22 protein-coding genes and 1 pseudogene are annotated in these 24,025 nt (G+C 64.1%); 8 read left to right on the forward strand and 15 right to left on the reverse strand.

Annotation, left to right across the window (positions count from 1 at the left end):
- Positions 1–12: 12 nt before the first annotated feature.
- The 9 genes from AC2FME_RS03365 to AC2FME_RS03405 form a co-directional block, all read right to left on the reverse strand.
- The gene (locus AC2FME_RS03365) at positions 13–1,509 is read right to left on the reverse strand and encodes a mannitol dehydrogenase family protein (RefSeq protein WP_496799626.1); all 1,497 of its coding nucleotides are present in this window, start codon (positions 1,507–1,509) and stop codon (positions 13–15) included.
- A complete protein-coding gene (locus AC2FME_RS03370) occupies positions 1,509–2,282 on the reverse strand; it encodes an L-iditol 2-dehydrogenase (RefSeq protein ID WP_496685378.1) in 774 nt (257 codons plus the stop codon). The genes AC2FME_RS03365 and AC2FME_RS03370 overlap by 1 nt, the downstream gene beginning before the upstream one ends.
- The gene (locus tag AC2FME_RS03375; RefSeq protein WP_496711768.1) at positions 2,279–3,283 is read right to left on the reverse strand and encodes an ABC transporter ATP-binding protein; all 1,005 of its coding nucleotides are present in this window, start codon (positions 3,281–3,283) and stop codon (positions 2,279–2,281) included. The genes AC2FME_RS03370 and AC2FME_RS03375 overlap by 4 nt, the downstream gene beginning before the upstream one ends.
- Positions 3,284–3,293: 10 nt before the next feature.
- On the reverse strand, positions 3,294–4,124 hold the full coding sequence (locus AC2FME_RS03380; RefSeq protein WP_093963212.1) for a carbohydrate ABC transporter permease: 831 nt from the start codon (positions 4,122–4,124) through the stop codon (positions 3,294–3,296).
- A gap of 13 nt (positions 4,125–4,137) precedes the next feature.
- Positions 4,138–5,004, reverse strand: coding sequence for a carbohydrate ABC transporter permease (locus AC2FME_RS03385; protein ID WP_149775359.1), 867 nt, complete (start codon positions 5,002–5,004; stop codon positions 4,138–4,140).
- Between the two features lie 107 nt (positions 5,005–5,111).
- Positions 5,112–6,413, reverse strand: coding sequence for an ABC transporter substrate-binding protein (locus AC2FME_RS03390; RefSeq protein ID WP_496799627.1), 1,302 nt, complete (start codon positions 6,411–6,413; stop codon positions 5,112–5,114).
- Between the two features lie 97 nt (positions 6,414–6,510).
- Positions 6,511–7,542, reverse strand: coding sequence for a LacI family DNA-binding transcriptional regulator (locus tag AC2FME_RS03395; protein WP_496797213.1), 1,032 nt, complete (start codon positions 7,540–7,542; stop codon positions 6,511–6,513).
- 112 nt (positions 7,543–7,654) lie between these two features.
- The gene (locus tag AC2FME_RS03400) at positions 7,655–7,828 is read right to left on the reverse strand and encodes a hypothetical protein (protein ID WP_496685374.1); all 174 of its coding nucleotides are present in this window, start codon (positions 7,826–7,828) and stop codon (positions 7,655–7,657) included.
- Positions 7,829–7,889: 61 nt separating this feature from the next.
- On the reverse strand, positions 7,890–8,249 hold the full coding sequence (locus AC2FME_RS03405) for an FAD:protein FMN transferase (protein WP_496799628.1): 360 nt from the start codon (positions 8,247–8,249) through the stop codon (positions 7,890–7,892).
- A gap of 6 nt (positions 8,250–8,255) precedes the next feature.
- On the opposite strand from AC2FME_RS03405, the gene AC2FME_RS03410 reads away from it, so the two are divergent.
- The 4 genes from AC2FME_RS03410 to AC2FME_RS03425 all read left to right on the forward strand — a co-directional run bounded on the left by AC2FME_RS03410 (position 8,256) and on the right by AC2FME_RS03425 (position 12,422).
- On the forward strand, positions 8,256–8,450 hold the full coding sequence (locus AC2FME_RS03410; RefSeq protein WP_496711763.1) for a hypothetical protein: 195 nt from the start codon (positions 8,256–8,258) through the stop codon (positions 8,448–8,450).
- Positions 8,451–8,667: 217 nt separating this feature from the next.
- Positions 8,668–9,585, forward strand: a complete 918-nt coding sequence (locus AC2FME_RS03415) for a dihydrodipicolinate synthase family protein (RefSeq protein WP_496799629.1) — start codon at positions 8,668–8,670, stop codon at positions 9,583–9,585.
- A 3-nt stretch (positions 9,586–9,588) separates the two neighbouring features.
- On the forward strand, positions 9,589–11,085 hold the full coding sequence (locus AC2FME_RS03420; RefSeq protein WP_496799630.1) for an aldehyde dehydrogenase: 1,497 nt from the start codon (positions 9,589–9,591) through the stop codon (positions 11,083–11,085).
- Complete coding sequence (locus AC2FME_RS03425; protein ID WP_496799631.1) at positions 11,082–12,422, forward strand: NAD(P)/FAD-dependent oxidoreductase; 1,341 nt, start codon at positions 11,082–11,084, stop codon at positions 12,420–12,422. Before AC2FME_RS03420 ends, AC2FME_RS03425 begins: the two co-directional genes overlap by 4 nt.
- A gap of 42 nt (positions 12,423–12,464) precedes the next feature.
- Here AC2FME_RS03425 and AC2FME_RS03430 read toward each other — a convergent pair whose 3' ends face one another.
- Positions 12,465–14,015, reverse strand: coding sequence for a trimethylamine methyltransferase family protein (locus tag AC2FME_RS03430; protein ID WP_496799632.1), 1,551 nt, complete (start codon positions 14,013–14,015; stop codon positions 12,465–12,467).
- Between the two features lie 161 nt (positions 14,016–14,176).
- Here AC2FME_RS03430 and AC2FME_RS03435 point away from each other — a divergent pair, with 161 nt between their 5' ends.
- Together AC2FME_RS03435 and AC2FME_RS03440 are read left to right on the forward strand one after the other, a co-directional pair.
- Complete coding sequence (locus tag AC2FME_RS03435) at positions 14,177–15,805, forward strand: GMC family oxidoreductase (protein WP_496799633.1); 1,629 nt, start codon at positions 14,177–14,179, stop codon at positions 15,803–15,805.
- An 87-nt stretch (positions 15,806–15,892) separates the two neighbouring features.
- Entirely contained in the window at positions 15,893–16,402 is a 510-nt protein-coding gene (locus AC2FME_RS03440) for a cation efflux transmembrane domain-containing protein (protein ID WP_496799634.1), read from the forward strand.
- A 40-nt stretch (positions 16,403–16,442) separates the two neighbouring features.
- Here the strand turns inward: AC2FME_RS03440 and AC2FME_RS03445 are convergent, their stop codons facing one another.
- From AC2FME_RS03445 to AC2FME_RS03465, 5 genes and pseudogenes are all read right to left on the reverse strand, one after another.
- Positions 16,443–17,108, reverse strand: coding sequence for a D-lyxose/D-mannose family sugar isomerase (locus AC2FME_RS03445; protein WP_496682398.1), 666 nt, complete (start codon positions 17,106–17,108; stop codon positions 16,443–16,445).
- A gap of 18 nt (positions 17,109–17,126) precedes the next feature.
- Positions 17,127–18,053: a carbohydrate kinase family protein gene (locus AC2FME_RS03450; protein WP_496799635.1), complete on the reverse strand. Its 927-nt coding sequence runs from the start codon at positions 18,051–18,053 to the stop codon at positions 17,127–17,129.
- A gap of 39 nt (positions 18,054–18,092) precedes the next feature.
- On the reverse strand, positions 18,093–19,136 hold the full coding sequence (locus AC2FME_RS03455) for a glucokinase (RefSeq protein ID WP_496727661.1): 1,044 nt from the start codon (positions 19,134–19,136) through the stop codon (positions 18,093–18,095).
- Positions 19,122–20,420: pseudogene (locus AC2FME_RS03460) on the reverse strand (GH1 family beta-glucosidase); the annotation flags it as partial. The gene AC2FME_RS03455 and the pseudogene AC2FME_RS03460, both read right to left, overlap by 15 nt.
- A 2-nt stretch (positions 20,421–20,422) precedes the next feature.
- On the reverse strand, positions 20,423–21,454 hold the full coding sequence (locus AC2FME_RS03465; RefSeq protein WP_496682393.1) for a LacI family DNA-binding transcriptional regulator: 1,032 nt from the start codon (positions 21,452–21,454) through the stop codon (positions 20,423–20,425).
- Between the two features lie 225 nt (positions 21,455–21,679).
- Here AC2FME_RS03465 and AC2FME_RS03470 point away from each other — a divergent pair, with 225 nt between their 5' ends.
- Together AC2FME_RS03470 and AC2FME_RS03475 are read left to right on the forward strand one after the other, a co-directional pair.
- Positions 21,680–22,948 (forward strand): ABC transporter substrate-binding protein, encoded by a 1,269-nt coding sequence (locus AC2FME_RS03470; protein ID WP_496799636.1) that lies wholly within the window; start codon positions 21,680–21,682, stop codon positions 22,946–22,948.
- A 65-nt stretch (positions 22,949–23,013) separates the two neighbouring features.
- Entirely contained in the window at positions 23,014–24,021 is a 1,008-nt protein-coding gene (locus AC2FME_RS03475) for a carbohydrate ABC transporter permease (protein WP_496682388.1), read from the forward strand.
- Positions 24,022–24,025 lie beyond the last annotated feature (4 nt).

A 24,025-nucleotide genomic window follows, 5' to 3' on the forward strand; every position in this document is an offset into this window, starting at 1 on the left:
AGAATGCCGGGATCAGTGTGCCAGATAGGTTTTCAAGGTCTCGGTGGTGCCTTGGGTCCAGATCATGGTCAGCCACCGCGCAAATGCCTCGCGGAACGCGGTGAAATCGGCCAGATCGCCATAGTACTGGCGCTGCTCCAGCCACGCGGTTGGGGTTTCACGCGCTTGTGTCGCGACGGCCACCAGATCGTCCCAGAACGGGTCGTTGGGGTCAATCGGCGTCCCGTCTTCGCGCGTGCCGGCGCACATCCGGGCCCAGAACGCCTCGACCAGCGCGAGCCCCTCGACCGAGGCGCCGGCTGCCTGGGCGTCACGGATCGAGGGCAGCACGAATCCTACATGCCTGGACGAGCCGTCAAAGGCGACCCGGCGCGTGGTGTCGATGATGGCCGGATTGCGGAACCGGTTTTCGATCAGGTCGATGTACTCGGCCACCGACCGTTCGGGCACCGGACGCACGAAAGGGGCGATTTCCTCGGTTTCGACCTTGCTGAAGAACCCGGACACCAGCGGATGCGCCATGCACTCCGCGATCGTGCCCAGGTTCAGGATCTCGCCCACATTGGCCAGAACCTGATGGCCCGCGTTCAGAATGCGCAGTTTCATGACCTCATAGTCATGAACGCGGTCGGTAAAGGTGGCGCCGACCTTGTCCCAATCCGGCCGCCCGGCGCAGAAGGCATCCTCGATCACCCATTGGCGGAAGCTTTCATGGGTGACCGGCGCGGCGTCGTCGATCCCCAGCGCGCGCACCAGCTCCAGCTCGGTCGGACCCGTGGCGGGCACGATGCAATCGACCATCGAGTTGGGGAAGGTACATTGCGTGTCGATCCAGTCGGCCAGATCCGGGTCAGACAGGCGCGCCAGCCCCACCACCGCCTGACGCAGAACCTGCCCGTTGCCAATCAGGTTGTCACAGCTCAGCCCGGTCAGCGGACCGACGCCCGCATCGCGCCGCCGTCGCAGGCCCGCGACGATTGCGCCGAAGGCGGTGCGTGGCCGGTCAGGATTGGCGGCATCGTGTCGGATGTCGGGGTGGTCGGTGTCCAGCCCCTTGGTAACGGGGTGCAAGAAATAGCCGCCCTCGGTCACGGTCAGCGACACGATGCGGATCGCCGGATCGGCCAGCTGCGTGATCAGCGGGCCGTTGTCCTCTTGCGGGGGCAGGTAGTCGATCATCGCGCCGGTCACCTCGGCGCGGCGCTGGCCTTCGGTCAGCTCGACTAGCGTGGTGAGACAGTCCTGCGCCAGCAGCTTGCGCCGCATCTCGGCGTCATAGGCGCGCACGCCGGCGCCGATGATGGCCCAATCCTGCGCCGCGCCCTGCTGCATCAGCCGGTGCAGGTACCAGGCCTGATGCGCGCGATGAAAATTGCCCACCCCGATATGCACGATCCCCGGCGTCAGCGCGGCGCGGTCGTATTCCGGGCGCAGCACGCTGTTGGGCAACGCGCCCAGATTGGCCTGACACAACCGGACCGGTCGGGTATCTGCGGGGCGCTCCACCATCAGCTCATCCAATTTCCACCATCCACGTTGTATGTCTGGGCCACGATGTAATCGGCCTCGGACGAGGCCAGAAACACCGCCATTCCGGTCAGGTCCTCGGCCCGGCCCATCCGGCCGAAGGGCACCGCTTCGCCCACTTCCTTCTTCTTCTGTCCCGGCGCCTTGCCCTCGTATTTGGCAAAGAAGGCATCGACGCCGTCCCAGTGCTCGCCATCCACCACGCCGGGGGCGATGGCATTCACGTTGATCCCGTGTCGGATCAGGTTCAGCCCCGCCGATTGGGTCAGGCTGATCACCGCCGCCTTGCTGGCGCAATAGACCGCCACGAGCGGCTCGCCTCGGCGGCCGGCCTGGCTGGCCATGTTGATGATCTTGCCGCCGGTGCCCTGGTCGATCATGTGTCGCGCGACCGCCTGCAAGGTGAACAGGGTACCGGCGACGTTGATGTCGAACACGCGCTGGTAATCCGCGCGGGTGATTTCCACGATCGGGGCTGCGGTGAAGATCGCGGCGTTGTTGATCAGGATGTCGATCCCGCCCATCCGCGCCACGGCGTCGGCCACGCCCGCCTCGATGCTGTCCTGCTGCGAGACATCCATTTCGACCGCAATCGCCTGAGGCCCGATTTCCCGCGCGGCCTTGCGCGCCTGCGGCACGTCGATATCGGCCAGCGCCACCTGCGCGCCCTCGGCGGCATAGGCGCGGGCGAAGGCCAGCCCGATGCCCCGCGCCGCCCCGGTGATCAGGGCCCGTTTTCCAACCAGCCGGTTCATGCGATCCGCAGCCCCGCCGCGTCGAACCGGTGGATCTTGTCCTCCTCCGGCGTCAGATGGATCGTGTCGCCGTGGCGCAGGCCGACCTCGCCGCCGGCGCGCACGGTCATCGGCTCGGCGAAGCCGTCCACATGGACGTGAAAGAACGTGTCCGAGCCCAGATGTTCGGACACCCCGACCGTGCCCTTCCACAGGCCCTCGCTGGGTGAGGCGGCAACGTGTTCGGGGCGTACGCCGATCGTGTGGGCGCCATGCTTTTCGGCCTCGGGGCCTTCGATGAAATTCATTTTGGGCGAGCCGATGAAGCCGGCCACGAACTTGTTGCGCGGCGCGCGGTACAGCTCGAGCGGCGAGCCCACCTGTTCGATCACCCCCGCCTGCAGGACCACGATCTTGTCGGCCATGGTCATGGCCTCGACCTGGTCATGGGTGACGTAGATCATCGTGGTTTCCAGCCGGTTGTGCAGCTCGGATATCTCCAGCCGCATGCCCACGCGCAGCGCGGCGTCAAGGTTCGACAGCGGCTCGTCGAACAGGAAGGCCGCCGGTTCGCGCACGATGGCGCGGCCGATGGCGACCCGCTGGCGCTGGCCGCCCGACAACTGGCCGGGGCGGCGGTCCAGATAGTCGGTCAGGTTCAGCACCTCGGCCGCCTGTTCCACGCGGCGGTCCTGCTCGGCCTTGTCCAGCCCGGCCATGCGCAGCGGAAAGGCGATGTTCTTGCGCACGGTCATGTGCGGATACAGCGCATAGGACTGGAACACCATGGCCAGGCCTCGCTTGGCCGGCGGCACCGCGGTGGCGTCCTGATCGTCGATCAGGATGCGGCCGCCGCTGACGTCCTCCAGCCCCGCGATCAGGCGCAGCAGGGTGGATTTCCCGCAGCCCGAGGGGCCCACGAACACCACGAATTCGCCGTCGTTGATTTCCAGATCCAGCGGCGGAATGACTTCCACGTCGCCAAAGCTCTTGCTGACTTTCTCAAGTACGATGCGTCCCATGTGTCTTTCCTTACTTCACGGCGCCGAAGGTCAGGCCGCGGACCAGTTGTTTCTGACTGAACCACCCAAGGATCAGGATCGGGGCGATGGCCATGGTGGATGCCGCGCTGAGCTTGGCGAAAAACAGGCCCTCGGGGCTGGAATAGCTGGCGATGAACGCGGTCAGCGGGGCCGCGTCGACGGCGGTCAGGTTCAGGGTCCAGAACGCTTCGTTCCAGGCCAGGATGAAGTTCAGCAGCACGGTCGAGGCGATGCCCGGCACCGCCATCGGCGTCAGGATGTAAAGGATTTCCTCTTTCAGCGTGGCGCCGTCCATGCGCGCGGCTTCCAGGATGTCGCCGGGGATTTCGCGGAAATAGGTGTATAGCATCCAGACGATGATCGGCAGGTTGATCAGCATCAGCACCACAACCAAGCCGGCGCGGCTGTCCAGCAGGCCCAGTTGGATGAACAGCAGGTAGATCGGGTACAGCACCCCCACCGCCGGCAGCATCTTGGTGGACAGCATCCACAGCAGAATGTCCTTGGTGCGCGCCGAGGGCACGAAGGCCATGGCCCAAGCGGCGGGAACCGCGACGATCACGCCCAGCAGGGTGGACCCGCCCGCGATGATGATCGAGTTCCAAAGAAACCGCGTGTAGTTCGAGCGTTCCTGAACCACCGCGTAGTTTTCAAGCGTCCAGTCGAAGTTCAGAAAGATCGGCGGGCTGGCGATGGCCTGGGCCTCGGTCTTGAAGCTGGTCAGGATCGTCCAGAGGATCGGAAAGAAGATCAGCAGGCCGACAGCCCAGGCAAAGGCGGTGTTGATCAGCTTGCGTTGTGTGGTGACGGTACGGGCCATGTCGTCCTCCTCCTCACGCGTCCAGGTTTTTGCCGACGATGCGCATCAGGAAGATGGCGACGATATTGGCAAGGATGATGGCATAGACCCCGCCGGCCGAGCCCAGCCCGACATTCTGGCTTTCCAGCACACGCTGGTAGATCAGGTAGGTCAGGGTTCGGGTGCCGAAAGCACCGCCGGTGGTCACGAAGATCTCGGCGAAGATCGACAGAAGGAAGATCGTCTGGATGAGGATGACGATCGTGATCGCGCGGCTCAGATGCGGCAGGATGATGAAAAAGAAGCGTTTCAGCGGCGGCGCACCATCCATTTCGGCGGCCTCCAGCTGTTCGCTGTCCAGCGACTGGATCGCGGTCAGCAGGATCAGGGTGGCAAAGGGCAGCCACTGCCAGGACACGATCATGACGATCGATGGCATCGACGCCTCGGACAGCCACGAGATCGGCTCGGCCCCGAAGAACCGCCACAGATGGGCGAACAGGCCGTTGACCGGGTCCATGAACATGTTCTTCCATACCAGCGCCGAAACGGTGGGCATCACGAAAAACGGGGCGATTACCAGAATGCGCACGACGCCCTGACCCCACATCGGCTGATCCAGCAGCAGAGCCAGCAGGATGCCCAGAACTACGGTAATGGCCAGCACGCCACCCACGATCACGAGCGTCGCTTGAACGGCGGGCCAGAATGAACTTGAAGTCACGAAGCGGACGTAGTTGTCGAACCCGACCCAACCCAGGTCGCCGCCGCGCAGCGGCAGGTATTTCTTGAAGGAAAAATACAGCGTCATCGTCAGCGGAACCAGCATCCAGCCCAGCAACAGGACCACGGCGGGGGCCATCATCAGGCGTGCGACGGATCGGGAGTGTTGAGTTGCCATGACGCAAGACCTCTCTGTTCAGGCGGCTTGTTGCCTGCGAGACTAACACGGGTTGTGGAAGGGGGAGAGCGGGGGACAGAAACCTGCCCACCCGCCGGGAGGAGGCCTCAGTACCCTGCGGCTTCCATTTCTTCGGCCGTGAAGGCCTGCGCCTTGGCCAGAGCTTCGTCAACCGACTGCTGTCCGGCATAGACCGCCGAGAATTCCTGGCTCACCTGGGTGGCGATGCCCGCGAATTCGGGGATGGCGACGAACTGGATCCCGGTATACGGCGTCGGCTTGACGCAGCAGTTTTCCGGATCGGCCGCAAGGATCGACTTCAGCGTCATCTGCGCGAAGGGGATGTCCTTGTAGTCGGGGTTCTCGTACAGCGAGGTGCGCGCACCCGGCGGAACGTTGGCCCAGCCCTCGTTCTCGGCGACCAGCTCGATATAGTCTTTCGAGGTGGCCCATTCGATGAACTGCTTGGCGGCGTCCTCTTTCTGGGTGCCGGCGGGGATGGCCAGGGCCCAGGCCCACAACCAGTTGGCGCGTTTGTCAACGCCTTCCGAGTTCGGCGCCAGCGCAAAGCCAACCTTGTCGGCCACGGTCGAGTCGTTGGGGTTGGTCACAAAAGACGCCGCAACGGTGGCGTCGATCCACATGCCGCATTTGCCCTGCTGGAACAACGACAGGTTCTCGTTAAAGCCGTTGGTGGCATACCCGGCGGGGCCGGATTCGCTCATCATGTCGACGAAGAAGGTCAGCGCCTCTTTCCACTCGGGCTGATCGAACTGGGGTTTCCAGTCTTCGTCGAACCAGCGCGCGCCGAACGAGTTCGCGGTCACGGTGATGAAGGCGCCACCCTCACCCCAGCCGGCCTTGCCGCGCAGGCAGATGCCGTTGATGTCGTTCTCGCGGTCGGTCATCTTGGCCGCTGCCTCGCGGATGAACTGCCAAGTCGGCGCCTCGGGCATCTCCAGACCGGCCTTCTCCATCAGGTCGGTGCGGTACATGATCATCGAGCTTTCGCCGTAGAACGGTGCCGCATACAGCGTGCCGTCGTGGCTGAGGCCGCCGCGCATCGCGGGCAGGATGTCGTCCACGTTATATTCTGCCGACATGCCGTCCAGCGGCACAAGCCAGCCGTTCGCGCCCCAGATCGGCGTTTCGTACATGCCGATGGTCATGATGTCGAACTGGCCGCCCTTCGTCGAGATGTCGGTGGTTACACGCTGGCGCAGAACGTTTTCTTCCAGCGTGACCCATTCCACTTCGTGGCCGGTCGCTTCGGTGAACTTGTCGGTGTATTTCTGCATGCGGATCATGTCGCCGTTGTTGACGGTGGCGATCGTGATCGTTTCGGCAGACGCCACGCCGGCGGTCAACGCCGCGGCACTTGCCGCCCATAGAACGGATTTCAGGTACATTCTTTCCTCCCTGGTGTCGAATTACCTAAAGGAAAGCATCGTGAATTAATTGTCGCGCGTCAACTAAAATTTTACGCGCGTAAAATAATGTCGAAAATCAGGCCGAACTTCGCAATATCAGGCGCGCAGGAAACAGCGTTTCGGTGCGCGCGCTCAGCCGTCCGCCGCCCTCGACCAGTTGCGTCAGCGTCTCAACGGTGCGATTCGAAACCGCGTTGTAGTCATGCGCCGCGGTGGTCAGCGACGGGCAGGTGAACTTGGAAAACGGATGGTCGTCATGCGACGCGACGCGCAGGTCGCAGTCGTCGCCCAACCCGACCCGCAGGCCCTTTTCATAGCAGGCAGACAGGAACCCGATGGCCAGCCGGTCATTGCTGCACAGAATGGTGCGCGAGGGCAGGCTAGGCTGTTCCAACAGTTTGAATGCGCCTTGGCGTCCGATTTCCTCGAATCCCCAGCCGCGACCGTCGACCTTGATCACCTGCGGCTCGAAGCCCAGGCTCTCCATCTTCTTGACATAGGCGATGCGGCGCTTGTTGGCGTTGGGGTTGGCGGGGTGCCGCATCTCGAAGAACGCGGGCGGCTCGCCGCTGCGGCACAGGTAATCGACGGTCTGTTCGATGAAGCTCGCGTTGTCCGACCCGACAAAGGCGGCGCCCATGCCTTCCATGTTGCTGTCGAACAGGATGGTGGGGATGTCCTTGCAGAATTTCTCGATGAACGACCGGTCGGAGTCGCGCCCCAGCGGCGCCAGCAGCACGCCCGCCGGCTTCAGCGCGCGCAGGCTGTCGAGAATCTCAGTCTCCTGCACTGGGTCGCCATAGGCGCTGTAGAGCGTCGGACGGAACCCGGCCTCGATGCATTTTTCCTCGATGTTGCGGGCGATCTCGGCAAAGAACGGGTCGGCCAGGTAGGGCACCACAATGCCGACATTCTTGGTCAGCTTGCGGTTCTGGTTCATGGCAAAGATGTTGGGGCGATAGTCGAAACGTTCCAGCGCCTGTTCGATCCGTTCCCGGGTCGACCGCCGGACGCTGTCGGGATCGTTGAAATATTTCGAAACCGTCGGGCGCGATATCCCGCTGACCGCCGCAAACTCCTCCATGTTCCGGATTTTTCTGGGTGCCATGCCTTGCCTCTGGCGCGGGGCCAGGCCTGCGCCACTGTGAATTTGTCGGTGTTTTACCTTTTCTTATCGCGCGACAAATTTCAACGGCAGAGTTCCGGGACGGCCATTCGGGTCAGATCAGCATCTCGAGTCGGGCGCCGGGGAAGCGTTGCAGAGCCGATGCGATCCGGTCCGCAGGCAGCAGGCACAGCGCGGTCGACAGCCCGTCGGCGCGGCTGTCGATGGCGGCGATTTCGCCCATGTCGACCAGCTCATCGGTCAGCCCCTGCGCCCTGCGCGATGCCATTCAGCGTCAGCGCCCGCGCCCGTTCCACCTCGGCATCCGTTGCGCCGGCGGCCAGCGCCATTCACAGCGGTTGAACGATCGGGTCGAATGCGCTGCCGGTCGCGTCATACAGGGCGGCGCTTTGGGTCAGCACCTGTAGCAGTCCCGGCGCCGGGGCGGGCAGGGTGCCGTCGCGGTTAAGGAGCAGGTGCGAGTCGGGACGGTACAGGCTGAAGATGTTATCCAGCCGGTCCAGTTCGGCTTCGAGCGCGGCAATGATCGGCGCGGCTTGCGTGTCACTCAGTCCGACCAATTGCAGGCCGGCGGGCGGCTCCAGAGCGGTACCGCGCCAGCGGGCAACCGGTGCGGCGCGCGCCACGGTCGGCAAGGCCGCACAGGCGGCCGAGATGGTCAGGAAACAGCTGCGGGACAGGCGGGTCATGCGCTGGTGTCCCAGCTGGAACAGCTCAAGGTCCAGACCGGGGCACAACGGGTGGCCGAGTTCCTTTTGAACCTGTGTGACTGCGACGAGGGCGCCTGCGTCGTGGAATCGCTCTATGACAAGATGCTGATCGCCGGTCGTCTGGGCATGAAGCCCGACAGCCTGGGCCGTGCGTTTTCACGGCTCAAGGCGGTGGGGTGAAGATCAACCGCAACCACGCGGAAATCTCGGATATTCCGCTGCTGCGCGACTATTCCGACAGCGATCCGGCCGAGAACTGGGCGCGCTAGGTCACTGCGTTGCGACCCGGCCCGAAGGCGCGCCGGTTCGGCGCGTCTTATTTTCTGCAAGATTTTATTGTACACAAATTGTATTCTATTGTAGCGTCCCGGAAAAGCGCCATGCACAAGGGACGACGATGACACCCGTGTTCAGATTTCAGGGGATCTATACCCCGGTGGTGACGCCCTATGCGGATGATTTCAGCGTCGATTGGGATGCGCTGGCCGAGGTGATCGAATACCTGGTCGAGAATGGCGTGCACGGGATGATCTCGGGCGGGTCCACGGGCGAAAACTATGCCCAGACCGTTGATGAAAGGCTGGAACTGGCGCGTTTTACCCACCAGCGTCTGAAGGGTCGTCTGCCTTTGGTGGTCGGGACCGGCGCGATGTTGACGCCGGATTCGATCGCGTTGGCCCAAGGCGCGCGCCAGATCGGGGCCGATGCCATCCTGCTGGCCAGCCCGCCCTATTCGGTGCCGACAGGCCGGGAAAACGCTCTGAATGCGCTGGCCATTGACAAGGCGGCCGATCTGCCGGTGATGCTGTATAATTATCCGCATCGCACCGGCACGATGATGGGGGCCGAGTTCCTCGACCGTGTGGGGCGCAGCCGCAATTTTTGCGGCATCAAGGAAAGCTCGGGCGACATCAACCGCGTACATATGCTTGCGCGGGACTATCCGCATATTCAGCTGGGCTGCGGCATGGACGATCAGGCGCTGGAATTCTTCGCCTGGGGTGCGCCCTTCTGGGTCTGTGGCGGGTCGAACTTTCTGCCGCGTGAGCATGTGGCGCTGTATGAGGCCTGCGTGCTGCAGGGCGATTTCACCAAGGGCCGCCGGATCATGTCGGCGCTGATGCCGTTGATGCGGGTGCTCGAACAGGGCGGCAAGTTCATCCAGACCATCAAGCATGGGGTCACGATGAACGGCATCCCGGCAGGCGCGGTACGGCCGCCTCTGAAGGGGCTGAACAAGGATGACAAGCGCGCGCTGGAACAGGTGACCCGCGTGCTGAAACGCAAGATCGCAGACATCATGGCGGAGGGCTGAGGCATGGGCTTGCTGACACGGGACGAATACGCATCCATCGCCGCCGGGCTGGACCTGCCCACCGGTGCCTTCATCGATGGTGGCTATCGCCCGGCGATCTCGGGCGCGGTGTTTCCGACGGTGAACCCGGCTACCGGCGCGGTGCTGACCGAGGTCGCGGCCTGCGGCGCCGCCGATGTGGACCTGGCCGTGGAAAAGGCGCGCGAGTCCTTCGATGACGGCCGCTGGTCGCGCCTGCATCCGTCGGCGCGCAAGGATGTGTTGATCCAACTGGCCAAGCTGATGACCCGTAATGCCCGCGAACTGGCGGTCATGGAAAGCATCGACAGCGGCAAGACCATCTTTGACTGCGAAACCGTGGATGTGCCCGAGGCGATCCACTGCCTGAAATGGCATGCCGAGGCGATTGACAAGATTTACGATCAAGTCGCGCCTGCCAGCGACGACCACATCGCGATGATCCTGCGCGAACCGATCGGGGTGGTGGGGCTGGTTCTGCCATGGAACTTCCCCCTGCTGATGCTGGCGTGGAAGATCGGCCCGGCGCTGGCGACCGGGTGCTCGGTGGTGGTGAAGCCGGCGATGGAAACCCCGCTGACTGCCCTGCGTCTGGCCGAACTGGCCGTCGAGGCCGGGCTGCCGCGCGGTGTTCTGAACGTGGTTCCGGGTGGCGGCGCCGAGGTGGGCGAACCCATCGGGCGGCATATGGATATCGACATGGTGTCCTTCACCGGCTCGACCGTGACGGGCAAGAAATTCCTGTCCTATGCCGCCGAAAGCAACGCCAAGGAGGTAGTGCTGGAAATGGGCGGCAAGAACCCGGCCATCGTCATGGAGGATGCCGAGAACCTCGATCGGGTTGCCGCCCATGTGGTGAACGGGGCGTTCTGGAACATGGGCGAGAATTGCTCGGCCACGTCGCGCCTGATCGTGCACCGCGCGGTCAAGGCCGACCTACTGGAGCGCATCGCCCACCACGCCCGCCAGTGGACTGTGGGCGATCCGCTGGACCCTGCAACCCGGCTGGGCGCGCTGGTCAGCAAAGACCATTTCAACAAGGTCTGCGGCTATCTGGACAAGGCGCCTTCAGTCCTTCTGGGCGGCAAGGCTGAAAATGGGTTCGTCGAGGCAACCGTGGTCGAGCTGCCGGACAATGACGCGCCGCTGGCGCGCGAGGAAATCTTTGGGCCCGTTCTGTCGGTGATCGAGGTCGCGGGGTTCGACGAGGCCATCGCGATGGCCAATGACACGCCATATGGGCTCTGCGCGTCGCTTTTCACCGCCAACGCCAAGCGCGCGCTGCGCGGCGCCCGCGCGATCCGGGCCGGGACCGTGACGGTGAACAGTTTTGGCGAGGGCGACATCTCGACCCCGTTCGGCGGCTACAAGCAGTCGGGTTTTGGCGGTCGGGACAACGGGCTGCACGCGCATGACCAGTACTCGCAGCTGAAGACGCTGTGGATCGACCTGTCGGATGATGCCGACGAGGCGGTGGATTGACGCGGTTCACCGCTTGCCGCCTGCCGGTGCAGCGCGGACCGGCTGCGTGGAATGCCCTGCTGGGCCCGCAACCTCCCGCGCGGCAGCTTTCGGGCAATATCACCGCAGATTTCACCGTCGTGGGCGCAGGCTTTGCCGGCCTGTCTGCGGCGCGGCGTCTGCGGCAGCTGGTGCCCGATGCGCGGATCGTGGTGCTTGAAGCCGGGCGCGTGGCGGAAGGCGCGGCGGGGCGCAACTCGGGCTTCATGATCGATCTGCCGCATGATCTGGCCTCGGACGACTATGCCGGGGCGGGCGATGACCGGGCGATGATCGGGTTGAACCGGCAGGCAATCGCTTTCGCTCACGCGGCGGTCGAGGAGTACGGCATCGACCCCAACTATTTCGATCCAGCGGGCAAAGTGAACGGCGCGGCCAGCCCGGCGGGACATGCGCACAACCAAAGCTATGCCCGCCATCTGGACAGCCTCGGCGAGCGGTCCGAGATGCTGGACCGGCATCAGATGCAGGAACTCACCGGGTCCGGGCACTATGTATCGGGGTTGTTTACGCCGGGCACGGTCATGCTGCAGCCGGCGGGCTATGTGCGCGGTTTGGCGGCGGGGCTGGCGGCCGATGGGGTGCAGATTTTTGAACACGGTGCGGTCACTGGGTTCCAGCGCGACGGGGCGGGCTGGCGCGTGCAGACCGCGCGCGGGCAGGTCTCGACCGGCCGGCTGATCCTGTCGGTGAACGGTCACCTGGAAAGTTTCGGTGTCGAACGTGGTCGTCTGATGCAGCTGTTTCTGTTCGCGGCGATGACGCGAGAACTGGACGCTGATGCACTGGCCCGGCTGGGTGGTCAGCCGCGCTGGGGCGTGACCCCGTCCGATCCGATGGGCACCACCATGCGCCGGATCGACACCGGGCAGGGTGGCAACCGGATCATTGCCCGCACCTGTGCGGTGCTGCGTCCGGGCATGGAGGCGCGGGCATCGGACCTGCGGCGCGCGGCTGCGGTGATGCGGCGCAAATTCGACCGGCGCTTCCCGCCGTTGCGCGGCATCGCGATGGAGTACGAATGGGCCGGTCATCTGTGCCTGAGCCTGAACGGAGTCTCGGTCACCCGCGAGATCGAGACCGGCGTTTATTCAGCCTGCGTCCAGAACGGGTTGGGCACCGCGCGCGGCACATTGACCGGGATCGCCGCGGCCGAAATGGCCTGCGCCGTGCGGTCCGGGATCAGCGAGCATTTCGGAGCCGAGGATCGGCCCAGACGCCTGCCGCCCCGGCCGTTGTCTGAGATCGGGGCCAACATGGTGCTGCGCTGGAAGGAATGGCGCGCGCGCGACGAATGAAAAAGGCCCGCCTGACAGGCAGGCGGGCACGTGGTGTGTTTCCTAATAGTACTGGTTCAATTCGTCGGCGGCGGGAATTTCCCGCTCGCGCCGGGCAATGTAATCGCGCAGCGCCTCGTCGATGGCCGGGTCCAGCCGGGGCTCTTGATACTCGGCCAGCAGCTTGCGGGCGTGGTTCAGGGCGCGCTCGGTGATCTCGACCTCGCCCTCGGCCACCCATTGCTCGATCGAGTTGTTGTCGAACAGTTCGGGCATGAAGAACGCCTCCTGGAAATTGTCCTGTGTGTGCGGATGGCCCAGATAGTGTCCGCCCGGGCCGATATCCGACACGGCGGCAACTGCCTCGTCGAAGTCGTGCCATTTCGGGCCCTCGGCCATGCGGTAGGCCATGGCGCATTGCTCGGCATCGACAACGAATTTGGCGGTCGAACAATGCATCCCGGCCTCGTTCCAGCCCGCCGAATGCCAGATGTAGTTTGCCCCGGCATGGATCACCGCCGACAGCGTGGTCGCGGATTCGTACCCCGCCTGCGCATCGAATGTCTTGGCCCCGCCCAGCGTGTTCGAGCTGCGCCACGGCACGCCGTAATGCCGCGCCATCTGGCCGATCATGAAGTTCATCAGGCTGATTTCGGGTGTGCCCGCCATCGGCGCGCCGGATTTCATGCTGACGGTCGACAGGTAATGGCCGTAGATCGCCGGACAGCCGCGCCGGATCACCTGCGTGTAGGCCAGCGCGCTCAGCGCCTCGGCGTTCAACTGGGCGACGGTGGCGGGCACGCTGGCGGGCGTGTTTGCCCCGCCCAGCACGAAGGGCGAGCACAGCACCGGTTGATTGCGGCGACAGAAGGCGCGCATCGCCCCCAGCATGGTCTCGTCCCAGACCAGCGGCGAGTTGCCGTTGCAATTGCCGGTGGCGACCGGGTGATCCTCCATGAACTCCTCGCCGAACAGGATGGCGCACATCTCCATCACGTCTTCGGCGTTCTTGGGCGAGGTGGTCATGCCCATGAAGGTCTTGTCGGAATATTTCATCGACGAATAGGTGATGCGCAGATGGCGCTGACTGATCGGGTGGTCATAGGGCTCGACGATGTGGTGGGCCGAGGAATGCAGCGCCGGCAGCATGTGGCTGAGCTTGTGGAACATCGCCAGATCGTCCAGCGTCGGGTTTCGCCGCACGTCATCCAGATCCCGCAGGAAGGGCGCCCCGGTCATCGGCACGAAGATCGCGTGCGGTCCGCCCAGCCGCACATTCTTGCGCGGGTCGCGGGCGTGATAGGTGAAATCCAAGGGGATCGTCGCGATCAATTCGCGGACCAGCCCGCGATCAAGATACACCCGCTCGCCGTCGACTTTGGCACCAGCCGCCTTCCAGTCGGCCAGCGCGATCGGGTCGCGGAACTGCACGCCCACGTTTTCGAGGATATCCATAGAGGCCGCGTCGATCCGCTGGACCTGTGATCCGTCCATCACTTCGCACAGCGGGATGTTGCGGGTCAGGCCCGGCAACATGTCAAAGCTGGTCGCGGTGCGCAGAGCGCGGCGGGCGGCGCGGCCTCCGGTGCGGACGCGAGTGGCAGTCTGGGTCATTCTGGGCCTCCTTTGATACCAGTCTGACCGCCGACCGGGGGCGCGACCTGCAGGATTGCGAAATACTGTTGCGGAATGCGACATCTGACCCGTGCATTGCCTGCAACAGCTGCTAAGCTGCGCTCCGCAGGATCAGGAACAATGCACAGAGCAGACCGAGAATGAATTCCGCCACATCTGAAACCGCCCGGCTTGAGGGTGAATACGACTATATCATCATAGGCGCGGGTACCGCGGGCTGCGTGCTGGCCAACCGGCTGACCGAGGACCCCAAAACACGGGTTCTGCTGCTCGAGGCGGGCAAGTCGGACAATTACCATTGGGTCCACATCCCGGTGGGGTATCTGTACTGCATCGGCAATCCGCGCACCGACTGGATGATGAAAACCGCGCCCGAGCCCGGTCTGAACGGACGGTCGCTGGTCTATCCGCGGGGCAAGGTGCTGGGCGGGTGCAGCTCGGTCAACGGGATGATCTACATGCGCGGGCAGGCGGCCGACTATGACCATTGGCGGCAACTGGGCAATGCGGGCTGGGGCTGGGACGACGTGCTGCCCTATTTCCTGAAATCAGAAGATCACCACGCCGGCGATAGCGAAATGCACCGGGCCGGCGGCGAATGGAAGGTTCAGAAACAGCGGCTGAGCTGGGAGATTCTGAAAGCCGTGCAGGATGGCGCGCGCGAGATCGGCATCCAGCCGCGCGCCGATTTCAATGACGGCAACAACGAAGGCTCGGGGTTTTTCGAGGTCAACCAGAAGAACGGCGTGCGCTGGAACACGGCCAAGGGATTTCTGCGCCCCGCGATGAAACGGCCCAACCTGCGGCTCCTGATCGAGGCCGAGACGCTGGGCCTGATCCTCGAGGGCAAGACCGTGCGCGGCGTACGATTTGCCCGTGGCGGCACCGAATACCGGGCCTTGGCCAGGGCCGAGGTTCTGTTGGCGGCGGGGTCGATCAACTCGCCCAAGCTGCTGGAACTGTCGGGGATCGGCGACCCCCAGGTACTGGCGGCGCATGAAATCGCGGTCCAGCATGAAAGCCCGGGCGTGGGGGCGAACCTGCAGGACCATCTGCAGATCCGTACCGTGTTCAAGGTGCAGAACGCCAAAACTCTGAACACCATGGCCAACAGCCTGTGGGGCAAGGCGCGCATCGCAGCGCAATACGCCCTGACCCGGTCGGGTCCGATGGCGATGGCGCCCAGCCAGTTCGGCATGTTCACCAAATCCGACCCGATGCTGGCCACGCCGGATCTGGAATATCACGTGCAGCCGCTGTCTACCGACCGGCTGGGCGATCCGCTGCATCCGTTTCCCGCGATCACCGTCTCGGTCTGCAATCTGCGGCCCGAAAGCCGGGGGCACTGTCACATCACCACGCCCGATCCGAAGGCCCAGCCCGAGATCAGGTTGAATTACCTCTCGGCCGAGCGTGACCGGCAGGTGGCCGTCAAATCCGTGCAGCAGGCACGGCAGGTGATGGCGGCGCGGGCTCTGGCACCCTATAATCCGCAAGAGGTTCTGCCCGGCCCCGAGATCAACGATCAACAGGGTCTGCTGGATGCAGTGGGCGACATCGCCACCACGATCTTTCACCCGGTCGGCACCTGCCGCATGGGCAGTGACGCCGCCGCGGTGGTCGATCCACAGTTGCGCGTGCGGGGGCTGGAGGGGCTGCGGGTGATCGATGCCTCTGTCATGCCGAAGATCGTCTCGGGCAATACCGCCTCGCCCGTGATCATGATCGCGGAAAAGGCTGCCGACATGATCCGCGGACGGGCATTATAAAGGAACATGGGGAATGCGCCCCGGCCCGCCGGACATAAATGAGCGCCTGCCTCATCAACCGGAAATGCTGAACCGACGCAGGGCACATTGATTTTTGAACGCCGCTCGCAGAACGCAGAAAAATGGGCCAGCCTGTTCATGGCGGGCGCAGGGGGTGCGGCCGGGTTGCTGGCAAACTCCGACGCGTTGTTGCTGGACGGGCTGTTCTCGGGGCTCAATTTCGCAACGGCTCTAGTGGCGGGATGGGTCGCCGCCCCGATCCGGCGCGCCCCGGACCAGAACCGCGCCTTCGGATACGAGATCGACGAGTCCGTCTACGTGATGTTCCGCAGCCTGTTGTTATTCGGGATCATCGTGATGGCGGCCGGTTCGGCGGTGAATCGTCTGCTGGCCTATGCCAAGACGGGCGAAGCCGCGCCGGTGGTTCTGGAATGGATCCTGATCTATGCCGGGGCGATGGCGGCGATCTGCCTGGCGTTGTTCGCCTATCAGCGCTGGAACTGGCGCCGCACCGGCAAGACCAGCGATCTGCTGCGGGTCGAGGCCCGGGCCGCGATGGTCGACGGAGTGCTGAGCCTTGGGGCCGGGTTGCGTTGACATTGGCCTCTGACCCGCACCTTGGCCCGGCCCCGCGCGCTCAGTAATCGGCGACCAGCAGGAATTCGGGCGCGGTGTCTTCCTCGATCGTGGCAAAGCGCGGTATGGGCTGTTCGAACACGTTGTCGGTGCGGTCGTCATTGACGGTCGAGACCTCGCCGATCAGACAATCGCCCTTTTCCGCCCAGAAGGCGTGCCAGATGCCGGGCATCAGCGTGACGCTTTCGCCCGGCTTCAGGCGCAGATGCTCGCCCGGCTGGATGGTCACCGGGCAGGCGTCGCTGGGTACGGTAACAGGGGTGTCGCGGTCGATGCTGCCATCGGGGGCCGAGGCGTAGATCTCCATCACCAGATCGCCGCCGCCGCGGTTGATGATGTCCTCGGCCTTGACGATGTGGCGATGCATCGGCGACAGCTGTTTGTCACGCGAAATCAAAAGCTTCTCGGCATAGAGCATGCCCCGTCCTGCGCTCAGGTCCTTTTCGTCGCCATTGCGCAGGGTGAACAGGAACAGGCCCAGCTCGTCGAACTTGCCCTGGCCGTAATCGGTGATGTCCCAGCCAAGGCCGCGGGCGCGGATGCCGGCGGCCTGCGGGCTGCGCATCTGCTCGGGCGTCCAGTCGGCAAAGGGCGGTAGGGCAAAGCCGAACGAATTGATGAAGTCCTGTGCCTCTGCCTTGATGCGGTTGATCTCGGATCGTTTCATATCGGTGCTTTCGATGACTTACAGCTCGTGCGCCCAGGGCGGGTTGGCCCCGGCGCGGGATACGGTGACGGCGGCGACCTTGCCGCCCAGTTCCAGCGCGGCGCGCAGGTCGTCGGGCGAGATCGCGCGGAGCGCCTGTTTGGTCAGCAGCCCGGCGCGGTGCAGTTGCGCCAACGCCCCGGCGTTGAAGGTGTCGCCCGCGCCCACCGTATCGACGACCTGAACCGGCGTGACCGGCGCCGTAACCTTGCGGCCATCGGCCAGATACCCGGTCGCGCCCTGGCTGCCGCGCGTGACGATCACCACGGCGGGGCCGGCCTGCAGCAGCAGCGGCACCTTTTCTTCCAGCGTTTCGGGGCCTGGGACGATCCAGTCCAGATCTTCGTCCGAGACCTTGACGATATCGGCCTGCGCGATCATCCGGTTCAGCCGGGTGCGATAGCGGGTCTGGTCTTGGATGAAGCCGGGGCGGATGTTGGGGTCGATCATCACTGCGCGCTCGGCCCCGTGGCGGTCCAGCAGGGCGGCATAGGCATCGGCGCAGGGCTCGCAGGCCAGGCTGATGCCGCCGAAATACAGCGCCGAGGTCGCGGTCAACTGGTCCGGCATATCCTCGGGGCGCAGCATCCGCCCGGCCGAGTTTTCATCGACGAAGGAATAGGTGGCGTGCCCGTCCTGCAGTTGCACGAAGGCCAGCGTGGTCGGACGATCCGAAAGAACAACCTGCGAGCCATCCACATGACTGTCTTTCAGAGCCTGCGCCAATTGCTGGCCGAACATGTCGCTCGACAGCCCGGTCAGCATTCCGGCAGGCGCACCCAGCCGGCCCAGGGCGATGGCGGTGTTGAACACCGCGCCACCCGAATGCGGCACGAAACCTTGCGCGCCCGAAACCGTCGGCTCCGCGATCATGTCGATCAGGGCTTCGCCACAGCACAGGATCATGTCCCGGCTCCTTCCTTCTGCAAAGATCAGGCGGTGAATTTACCGCGCGAGCGCATTTTTGCAGAAGTTGTTAGCGCCAACAATGCCAAATTCGGCCTGTTTCGAGACATAAATGCCAAAGCCCTGCCGCAGCGCGTCGAACCGGCCTCCGGCGTTGAAGGTCGTCAGGAAGTCGTCACCGAACAGCCAGCGGTTCTTGTCGGCCACGCCGCCCACCAGGAAGACGCCGCCGGTGGGCATCACGGTCACGGCCATGTCGCCCATTACAGCGCCCAGATGGGTGGTGAACATCTGCGCGGCGCGCGCGGCCAGCGGGTCGGATCCGTCGCGCGCGGCCTGCAGGATGTCCTTGGCGGGCAGGACGGGCGTTTCGGGCTGGCCTGCGGCCATGCCCACAGCGCGATACAGGATCGGCAGGCCGGTGCCGCTGAGGAACATCTCGGCCTCGAGCGTCAGGCTGTCGCCAAAGAAACACTCGGGCGCGATCCGGCGGGCGGCTTCGAACACGTCCACTTCATCGCGGGTGCGGGGCGACAGCCCGACATGGCCACCCTCGCCCGAGACGGTGTGATAGTGGCCTTCGGAATACAAAAGTGCGCCGACGCCCAGCCCGGTGCCGGGGCCGACCACCAATCGGGTGCCCTTGGGCGGGGTCGGTTCGCCCTGCAGGGCCTGCACGTCATCGCCCGTGATCTCGGCCACCGACCACGCGGCGGCAGTAAAGTCGTTGATGACAAAGGTGTGGTCCGCGCCGGTGGCCGTGGCGATGTCGGCCTCGGACAGGTCCAGATTGGCATTGGTCAGACGGATCGTGCCATTGCGCACCGGACCCGCGCCCGCGGCGACCACGGCGCGCGGCGGCGTTCCGATCTCGGCGCACAGGTCGTGCAGGGCGGCCAGAAACTCGGGCAGGGTGCCGGTGGGCGATTTGCGCAGATCGGTGAGCGTGCCATTGGTGACGACCCCCAGCCGCGTGTTGGTGCCGCCGATATCGGCCACGAGGTTCCAGTGGTCGTGCATTGCGCCCCTGGGCTGCGCCATCGGAACCGAGACCGGATCGCCCTGGGCCAAAGCGGCCTGCATCGCCCGGAACGACGCCTTGGGGCGCCGTTCCAGCGTTTCGAAATCGACATCGACCAAGCCGAACCGCTTTTCGTATCCCAGCGCCCATTCGTAATTGTCCAGCAGCGACCAGATGAAATAGCCCTTGACCGGAACGCCCTGATCCAGCGCGTCCTGCACCGCAGCCAGATGCTGATTCAGATAGTCGATGCGGTCGTCATCCTGCTGCCGCTCGGGGCTGGCCATGCCGTTTTCGGTGACATAGATCGGCAGATCGCCTGTGTAGTCCCGGGCCGTACGGGTCAGGAACCGGGTCAGCGCGCTTGGCTCAATCTCCCACCCCATCTGCGTCTTGGGCAGGGGGCCGGGCACTTCTTGCAGGCTGGGCCAGGGCGTGTCGGCGGGTGCGATCAGCTTGCGGGTATAGTAGTTCAACCCGCACCAGTCGACCGGCGTGCCGATCGTGTCGAAATCATCCTGCCACCCGTCGGGCAGGTGGGCCTGCAGCCCCTGCAGGACGTTCTCGGGGTAGGCCTTGTTGAACACGCCGCCCAGGAAGAACCGGTTGTAGATGCTGTCATACAGATCGGCGGCTTCGCGGGCCTCGGGGGTTTCATCGGCGGGTTCGGCCCATTCCAGGTTGAACACCGCGCCCAGGTTCGACATGCCAAGGCCCCGCATGGCCTGAATCGCGCGGCCATGGGCCAGAAGGACGTGATGCATGGCGCGGGCCGTGGCGCGGATGTCGCGCAGGCCGGGGGCGTGGTGGCCTTCGAAATGGCTCAGCCAACTGACGCACCAGGGCTCGTTGATCGGCGCGACGCTGTACATGCGGTCGCCGATGCGGCCCATGATGATCTCGGTGAAATCGGCGAACCAGTTGGCGATGTCGCGGTTGCGCCAGCCGCCCAGGTCGGCCAGGGCTGAGGGCAGCTCCCAATGATACAGCGTGGCGCAGGGGCGGATGCCGCGTTCCAGCAGGGCGTCGGCCAGCCGGTCATAATAGTCCAGCCCGGCCTGGTTCACCGGCCCGCGCCCTTCGGGCAGCACGCGCGCCCAGCTGGTGGAAAAGCGATAGCAGTCGAACCCGGCCTCGCGGATCAGGTCGAAATCCTGTTCGAACCGGTGCAGGTGGTCGCAGGCCAGATCGCCGTTTTCGGCGCGCACCACGTTGCCGGGCGTGGCCGCGAAACTGTCCCAATGGGTCGGGCCGGCGCCGCCCTGTGCGTGGCCTTCGATCTGATAGGCCGAGGTTGCGACACCAAAGAGGAAGTCTTTGGGGAAATCAGCGCGGGTGTATTTCATGTTCAGAACCTGTTGGGGGCGGGACCAGTCGAGCCGCCGACTACCAGTTCGGCCTCGAGCAATCTAGTCTTGGTCGGGTCGTGGGGCGCGCGGATGCGCTCGATCAGCATCTCGGCGGCCAGTTCGCCAGCGTGGCGCACCGAAGACCGGGTGGCGGTAAAGATCGGAACGTCCTGCCCGTTCTTCAGATAGGACAGGTCGTCGTCATGGGCGATCACCGATACGTCGCGGCCCATCTTCAGCCCGGCCTCGTCCAGCGCGCGCCGCACCCCGATCGCCGAAATCATCGATGAGGTCAGGATCGCGGTCGGCGGATCGTCCAGCCGCAGCATGTCTCGGGTTTCGTGGTGGCCATAGACTTCGGTCATCTCGGCGCTGCGCATCAGAGCCGGGTCGGGCGACAGGCCGGCCTGTTTCAGCGCCTCGAGATACCCGTCGCGGCGCCTTTGGGCAAAATCCATGTCCTCCAGCCCGTTGATCAGCGCGATCCGCCGGTGGCCCAGGTCGATCAGAAAGCGGGTCGCGCGCTGGAACGAACTTTTGTTGTTCACGTCGATCCAGTCATAGGGCAGGCTGACGCCGGTCGAGCGGCCATGCACGATGAACGGCACCTGCATCCGGGTCAGAACCTCGATCCGCGGTTCGTCCACTTTGGGGCCCTGCAGCACCACGCCATCGACCGCGCCGCGCTGGAAGAGGCTGCGATAGGCGTCCTCGATCGAGGTGTCGTCGGCATTTGTGAACATCATGTCATAGCCGTGCTCGGCATACTTCTTGACCGCGCCGGCGACGAAATCGCCGAAGATCGGGTTTACCATCTCGTGCCGGGCCGAGCTGGGAATCACGTGGCCGATCACCATCGACCGACCCGTCGCCAGCCCCTTGGCGCGCGCGTTCGGACGATAGCCGTGCCTGGCCGCCGCCGCCTGAACCCGCAGGCGTGTTGCCTCGCTCACCTCTGGGTAGCCGTTCAGCGCGCGGCTGACCGTCGTCTGTGACAGGCCCAGGATCTGAGAGAGCTGTTTGAGGTTCATAGCGGCTGTCAAAGCGCCTTAAATCTGCGGTTCAGTCCCTGTTGTGTGGCCAATTTTTGCTTGCGTCAAGCTGTTTCATTTTTTCTGCGACTGCATCAATAAAACATGGGGCTTACAAAAAACAGACGATTGACAGCCGCATTCCGTTAGCGGATAACAGCGGGCATCCAAAGCGCTTTGAAAACCGAGTCTCATATGCGCCAGATACAGTTGGGAGGAAAATCAATGCAACACTCGCTTTTGGCAGGTGCGGCCACGTTTGCCCTGATGGCGGGCGCGGCCCAGGCCGAAAAGGTAACCGTGTTCGGCCCTTGGCTTGGCCCGGACCAGGAAAATGTCGAAAAGGTGCTGGACGGCTTTGCCGCTGCCACCGGGCATGAATATGCCTATGTCGGCTCGGACAGCTTCGAACAGCAGATCCGCATCGACGCCGAGGCCGGTTCGGCACCGAACATCGCCGTGTTCCCCCAGCCGGGACTGGCGGCCGACATGGCCAAGGCCGGGTTCCTGACGCCGCTGGCGGACGGAACGGCGGATTGGGTGCGCGACAACTATGCCGCGGGCCAGTCCTGGGTCGATCTGGGCACCTATGCCGGCCCGGACGGTCAGGACCATCTCTACGGCTTCTTCTACAAGGTCGATGTGAAATCGCTGGTCTGGTACGTGCCCGAGAATTTCGAGGACGCGGGTTATGAAGTCCCGACCACGATGGAAGAGCTCAAGGCCCTGACCGACCAGATCGTCGCCGATGGCGGCACGCCTTGGTGCATCGGTCTGGGGTCGGGCGGCGCGACCGGATGGCCGGCGACCGACTGGGTTGAGGACATGATGCTGCGCACCCTGTCCCCGGCGGACTACGACGCCTGGGTCACCAACGACCTGAAGTTCAACGACCCCAAGGTCGTGGCCGCAATCGAGGAATTCGGTGCATTCGCCCGCAATGACGACTATGTGGCCGGTGGGGCCGGGGCGGTTGCAACCACCGATTTCCGCGACAGCCCCAAGGGTCTGTTCAGCTCACCGCCGCAGTGCTACATGCACCGTCAGGCCTCGTTCATCCCGGCTTTCTTCCCCGAAGGCACGGTCGTGGGTGAAGATGCCGATTTCTTTTACTTCCCGGCCTATGAAAGCAAGGATCTGGGCAGCCCGGTTCTGGGCGCGGGCACGTTGTGGGCGATCACCAACGACAGCCCCGCCGCGCACGACCTGATTGCGTATCTGCAGACCCCCGAGGCGCATGAGACCTGGATGGCGCTCAGCGGCTTTTTGACCCCACACAAGGGTGTCGATACCTCGGCCTTCTCGGACCCGACGCTGAAGAAGATGAACGACATTCTTCTGGGCGCGACCACCTTCCGCTTTGACGGGTCCGACTTGATGCCGGGCGCGGTGGGCGCTGGTACGTTCTGGACCGGCATGGTCGATTATGTCGGTGGCAAATCCGCGCAAGAGGTCGGCGGCGAGATCCAAGCGTCCTGGGACGCGATCCAGTAAACCCGTGAACCAGGGGCAACCCGTGCATGCGGGTTGCCCGACCCATCGTCGCCACGGAGGGTGACATGCATCCCGCAATCCAAGGTCTGTTGACGATCGCCATCGGCGTATCCGCCTGCGTCGGCTATTTCTACCTGTCCAACCAGTTTCTGGACAAGGTTCTGTTCCCGCCGCGCGGCCCGAATGCCGGGCGCAACATCAACAGGGCCAACATGATCCGGCCCTGGCTGTTTCTGCTCCCCGCCCTGGCCGCACTGGGGCTGTACCTCGCCTATCCGGTGGTGGAAACGCTGCGCCTGTCCCTGACCGACCGCGTGCCCGGCGGCGGGTACGAGTGGGTTGGTCTGGACAACTATGCCCAGATGGTCGCCGAGCCGAAATTCTGGGAAGCGATGCGCAACAACATGCTGTGGCTGATCGTGGTGCCGGCGCTGTCGACGGCATTCGGCTTGTTGGTGGCCCAGCTGACCGACCGCATCCGCTGGGGCAATATTGCCAAGTCGTTGATCTTCATGCCGATGGCGATCTCGTTCGTGGGCGCTTCGGTGATCTGGAAGCTGGTTTATGACACCCGCCCGATCGAGCAGGACCAGATCGGCATGCTAAATGCCCTGTACATCTTCTTTGGCGGAACCGAGCCGCAGACCTGGCTGACCATTCCGTTCTGGAACAATTTCTTCCTGATGATCGTTCTGATCTGGATCCAAACGGGCTTTGCCATGGTGATCCTGTCGGCGGCCCTTCGTGGAATTCCCGAAGAAACGGTCGAGGCCGCCATTCTGGATGGCGCCAGCCCGCTCCAGATCTTCTTCAAGATCAAGGTGCCGCAAATCAAGACGACGATCCTAGTGGTGTGGACTACGATCACCATCGTCGTGCTGAAGGTCTTCGACATCGTGTTCGCCATGACCAACGGCCAGTGGGAGACACAGGTGCTGGCCAACTACATGTTCGACAAGCTGTTCCGCGCCAACGACTGGGGCGTGGGCTCGGCCTCGGCCATGGTGATCATGCTGCTGGTGACGCCGATCCTCGTCTGGAACGTCCGCAACGCGCGCAAGGAAATGGAATAGGGGG

It is taken from the genome of Ruegeria sp. BHSC026, from assembly GCF_059613065.1.

What these genes read in the sequence shown, in the direction of transcription:
- AC2FME_RS03365 (WP_496799626.1), bottom strand. Translation starts at nt 1,509, where the DNA reads ATGGTGGAGCGCCCCGCAGATACCCGACCGGTCCGGTTGTGTCAGGCC.
- AC2FME_RS03370 (WP_496685378.1), bottom strand. Translation starts at nt 2,282, where the DNA reads ATGAACCGGCTGGTTGGAAAACGGGCCCTGATCACCGGGGCGGCGCGG.
- AC2FME_RS03375 (WP_496711768.1), bottom strand. Translation starts at nt 3,283, where the DNA reads ATGGGACGCATCGTACTTGAGAAAGTCAGCAAGAGCTTTGGCGACGTG.
- AC2FME_RS03380 (WP_093963212.1), bottom strand. Translation starts at nt 4,124, where the DNA reads ATGGCCCGTACCGTCACCACACAACGCAAGCTGATCAACACCGCCTTT.
- AC2FME_RS03385 (WP_149775359.1), bottom strand. Translation starts at nt 5,004, where the DNA reads ATGGCAACTCAACACTCCCGATCCGTCGCACGCCTGATGATGGCCCCC.
- AC2FME_RS03390 (WP_496799627.1), bottom strand. Translation starts at nt 6,413, where the DNA reads ATGTACCTGAAATCCGTTCTATGGGCGGCAAGTGCCGCGGCGTTGACC.
- AC2FME_RS03395 (WP_496797213.1), bottom strand. Translation starts at nt 7,542, where the DNA reads ATGGCACCCAGAAAAATCCGGAACATGGAGGAGTTTGCGGCGGTCAGC.
- AC2FME_RS03400 (WP_496685374.1), bottom strand. Translation starts at nt 7,828, where the DNA reads ATGGCATCGCGCAGGGCGCAGGGGCTGACCGATGAGCTGGTCGACATG.
- AC2FME_RS03405 (WP_496799628.1), bottom strand. Translation starts at nt 8,249, where the DNA reads ATGACCCGCCTGTCCCGCAGCTGTTTCCTGACCATCTCGGCCGCCTGT.
- AC2FME_RS03415 (WP_496799629.1), top strand. Translation starts at nt 8,668, where the DNA reads ATGACACCCGTGTTCAGATTTCAGGGGATCTATACCCCGGTGGTGACG.
- AC2FME_RS03420 (WP_496799630.1), top strand. Translation starts at nt 9,589, where the DNA reads ATGGGCTTGCTGACACGGGACGAATACGCATCCATCGCCGCCGGGCTG.
- AC2FME_RS03430 (WP_496799632.1), bottom strand. Translation starts at nt 14,015, where the DNA reads ATGACCCAGACTGCCACTCGCGTCCGCACCGGAGGCCGCGCCGCCCGC.
- AC2FME_RS03435 (WP_496799633.1), top strand. Translation starts at nt 14,177, where the DNA reads ATGAATTCCGCCACATCTGAAACCGCCCGGCTTGAGGGTGAATACGAC.
- AC2FME_RS03445 (WP_496682398.1), bottom strand. Translation starts at nt 17,108, where the DNA reads ATGAAACGATCCGAGATCAACCGCATCAAGGCAGAGGCACAGGACTTC.
- AC2FME_RS03450 (WP_496799635.1), bottom strand. Translation starts at nt 18,053, where the DNA reads ATGATCCTGTGCTGTGGCGAAGCCCTGATCGACATGATCGCGGAGCCG.
- AC2FME_RS03455 (WP_496727661.1), bottom strand. Translation starts at nt 19,136, where the DNA reads ATGCAGGCCGCTTTGGCCCAGGGCGATCCGGTCTCGGTTCCGATGGCG.
- AC2FME_RS03465 (WP_496682393.1), bottom strand. Translation starts at nt 21,454, where the DNA reads ATGAACCTCAAACAGCTCTCTCAGATCCTGGGCCTGTCACAGACGACG.
- AC2FME_RS03470 (WP_496799636.1), top strand. Translation starts at nt 21,680, where the DNA reads ATGCAACACTCGCTTTTGGCAGGTGCGGCCACGTTTGCCCTGATGGCG.
- AC2FME_RS03475 (WP_496682388.1), top strand. Translation starts at nt 23,014, where the DNA reads ATGCATCCCGCAATCCAAGGTCTGTTGACGATCGCCATCGGCGTATCC.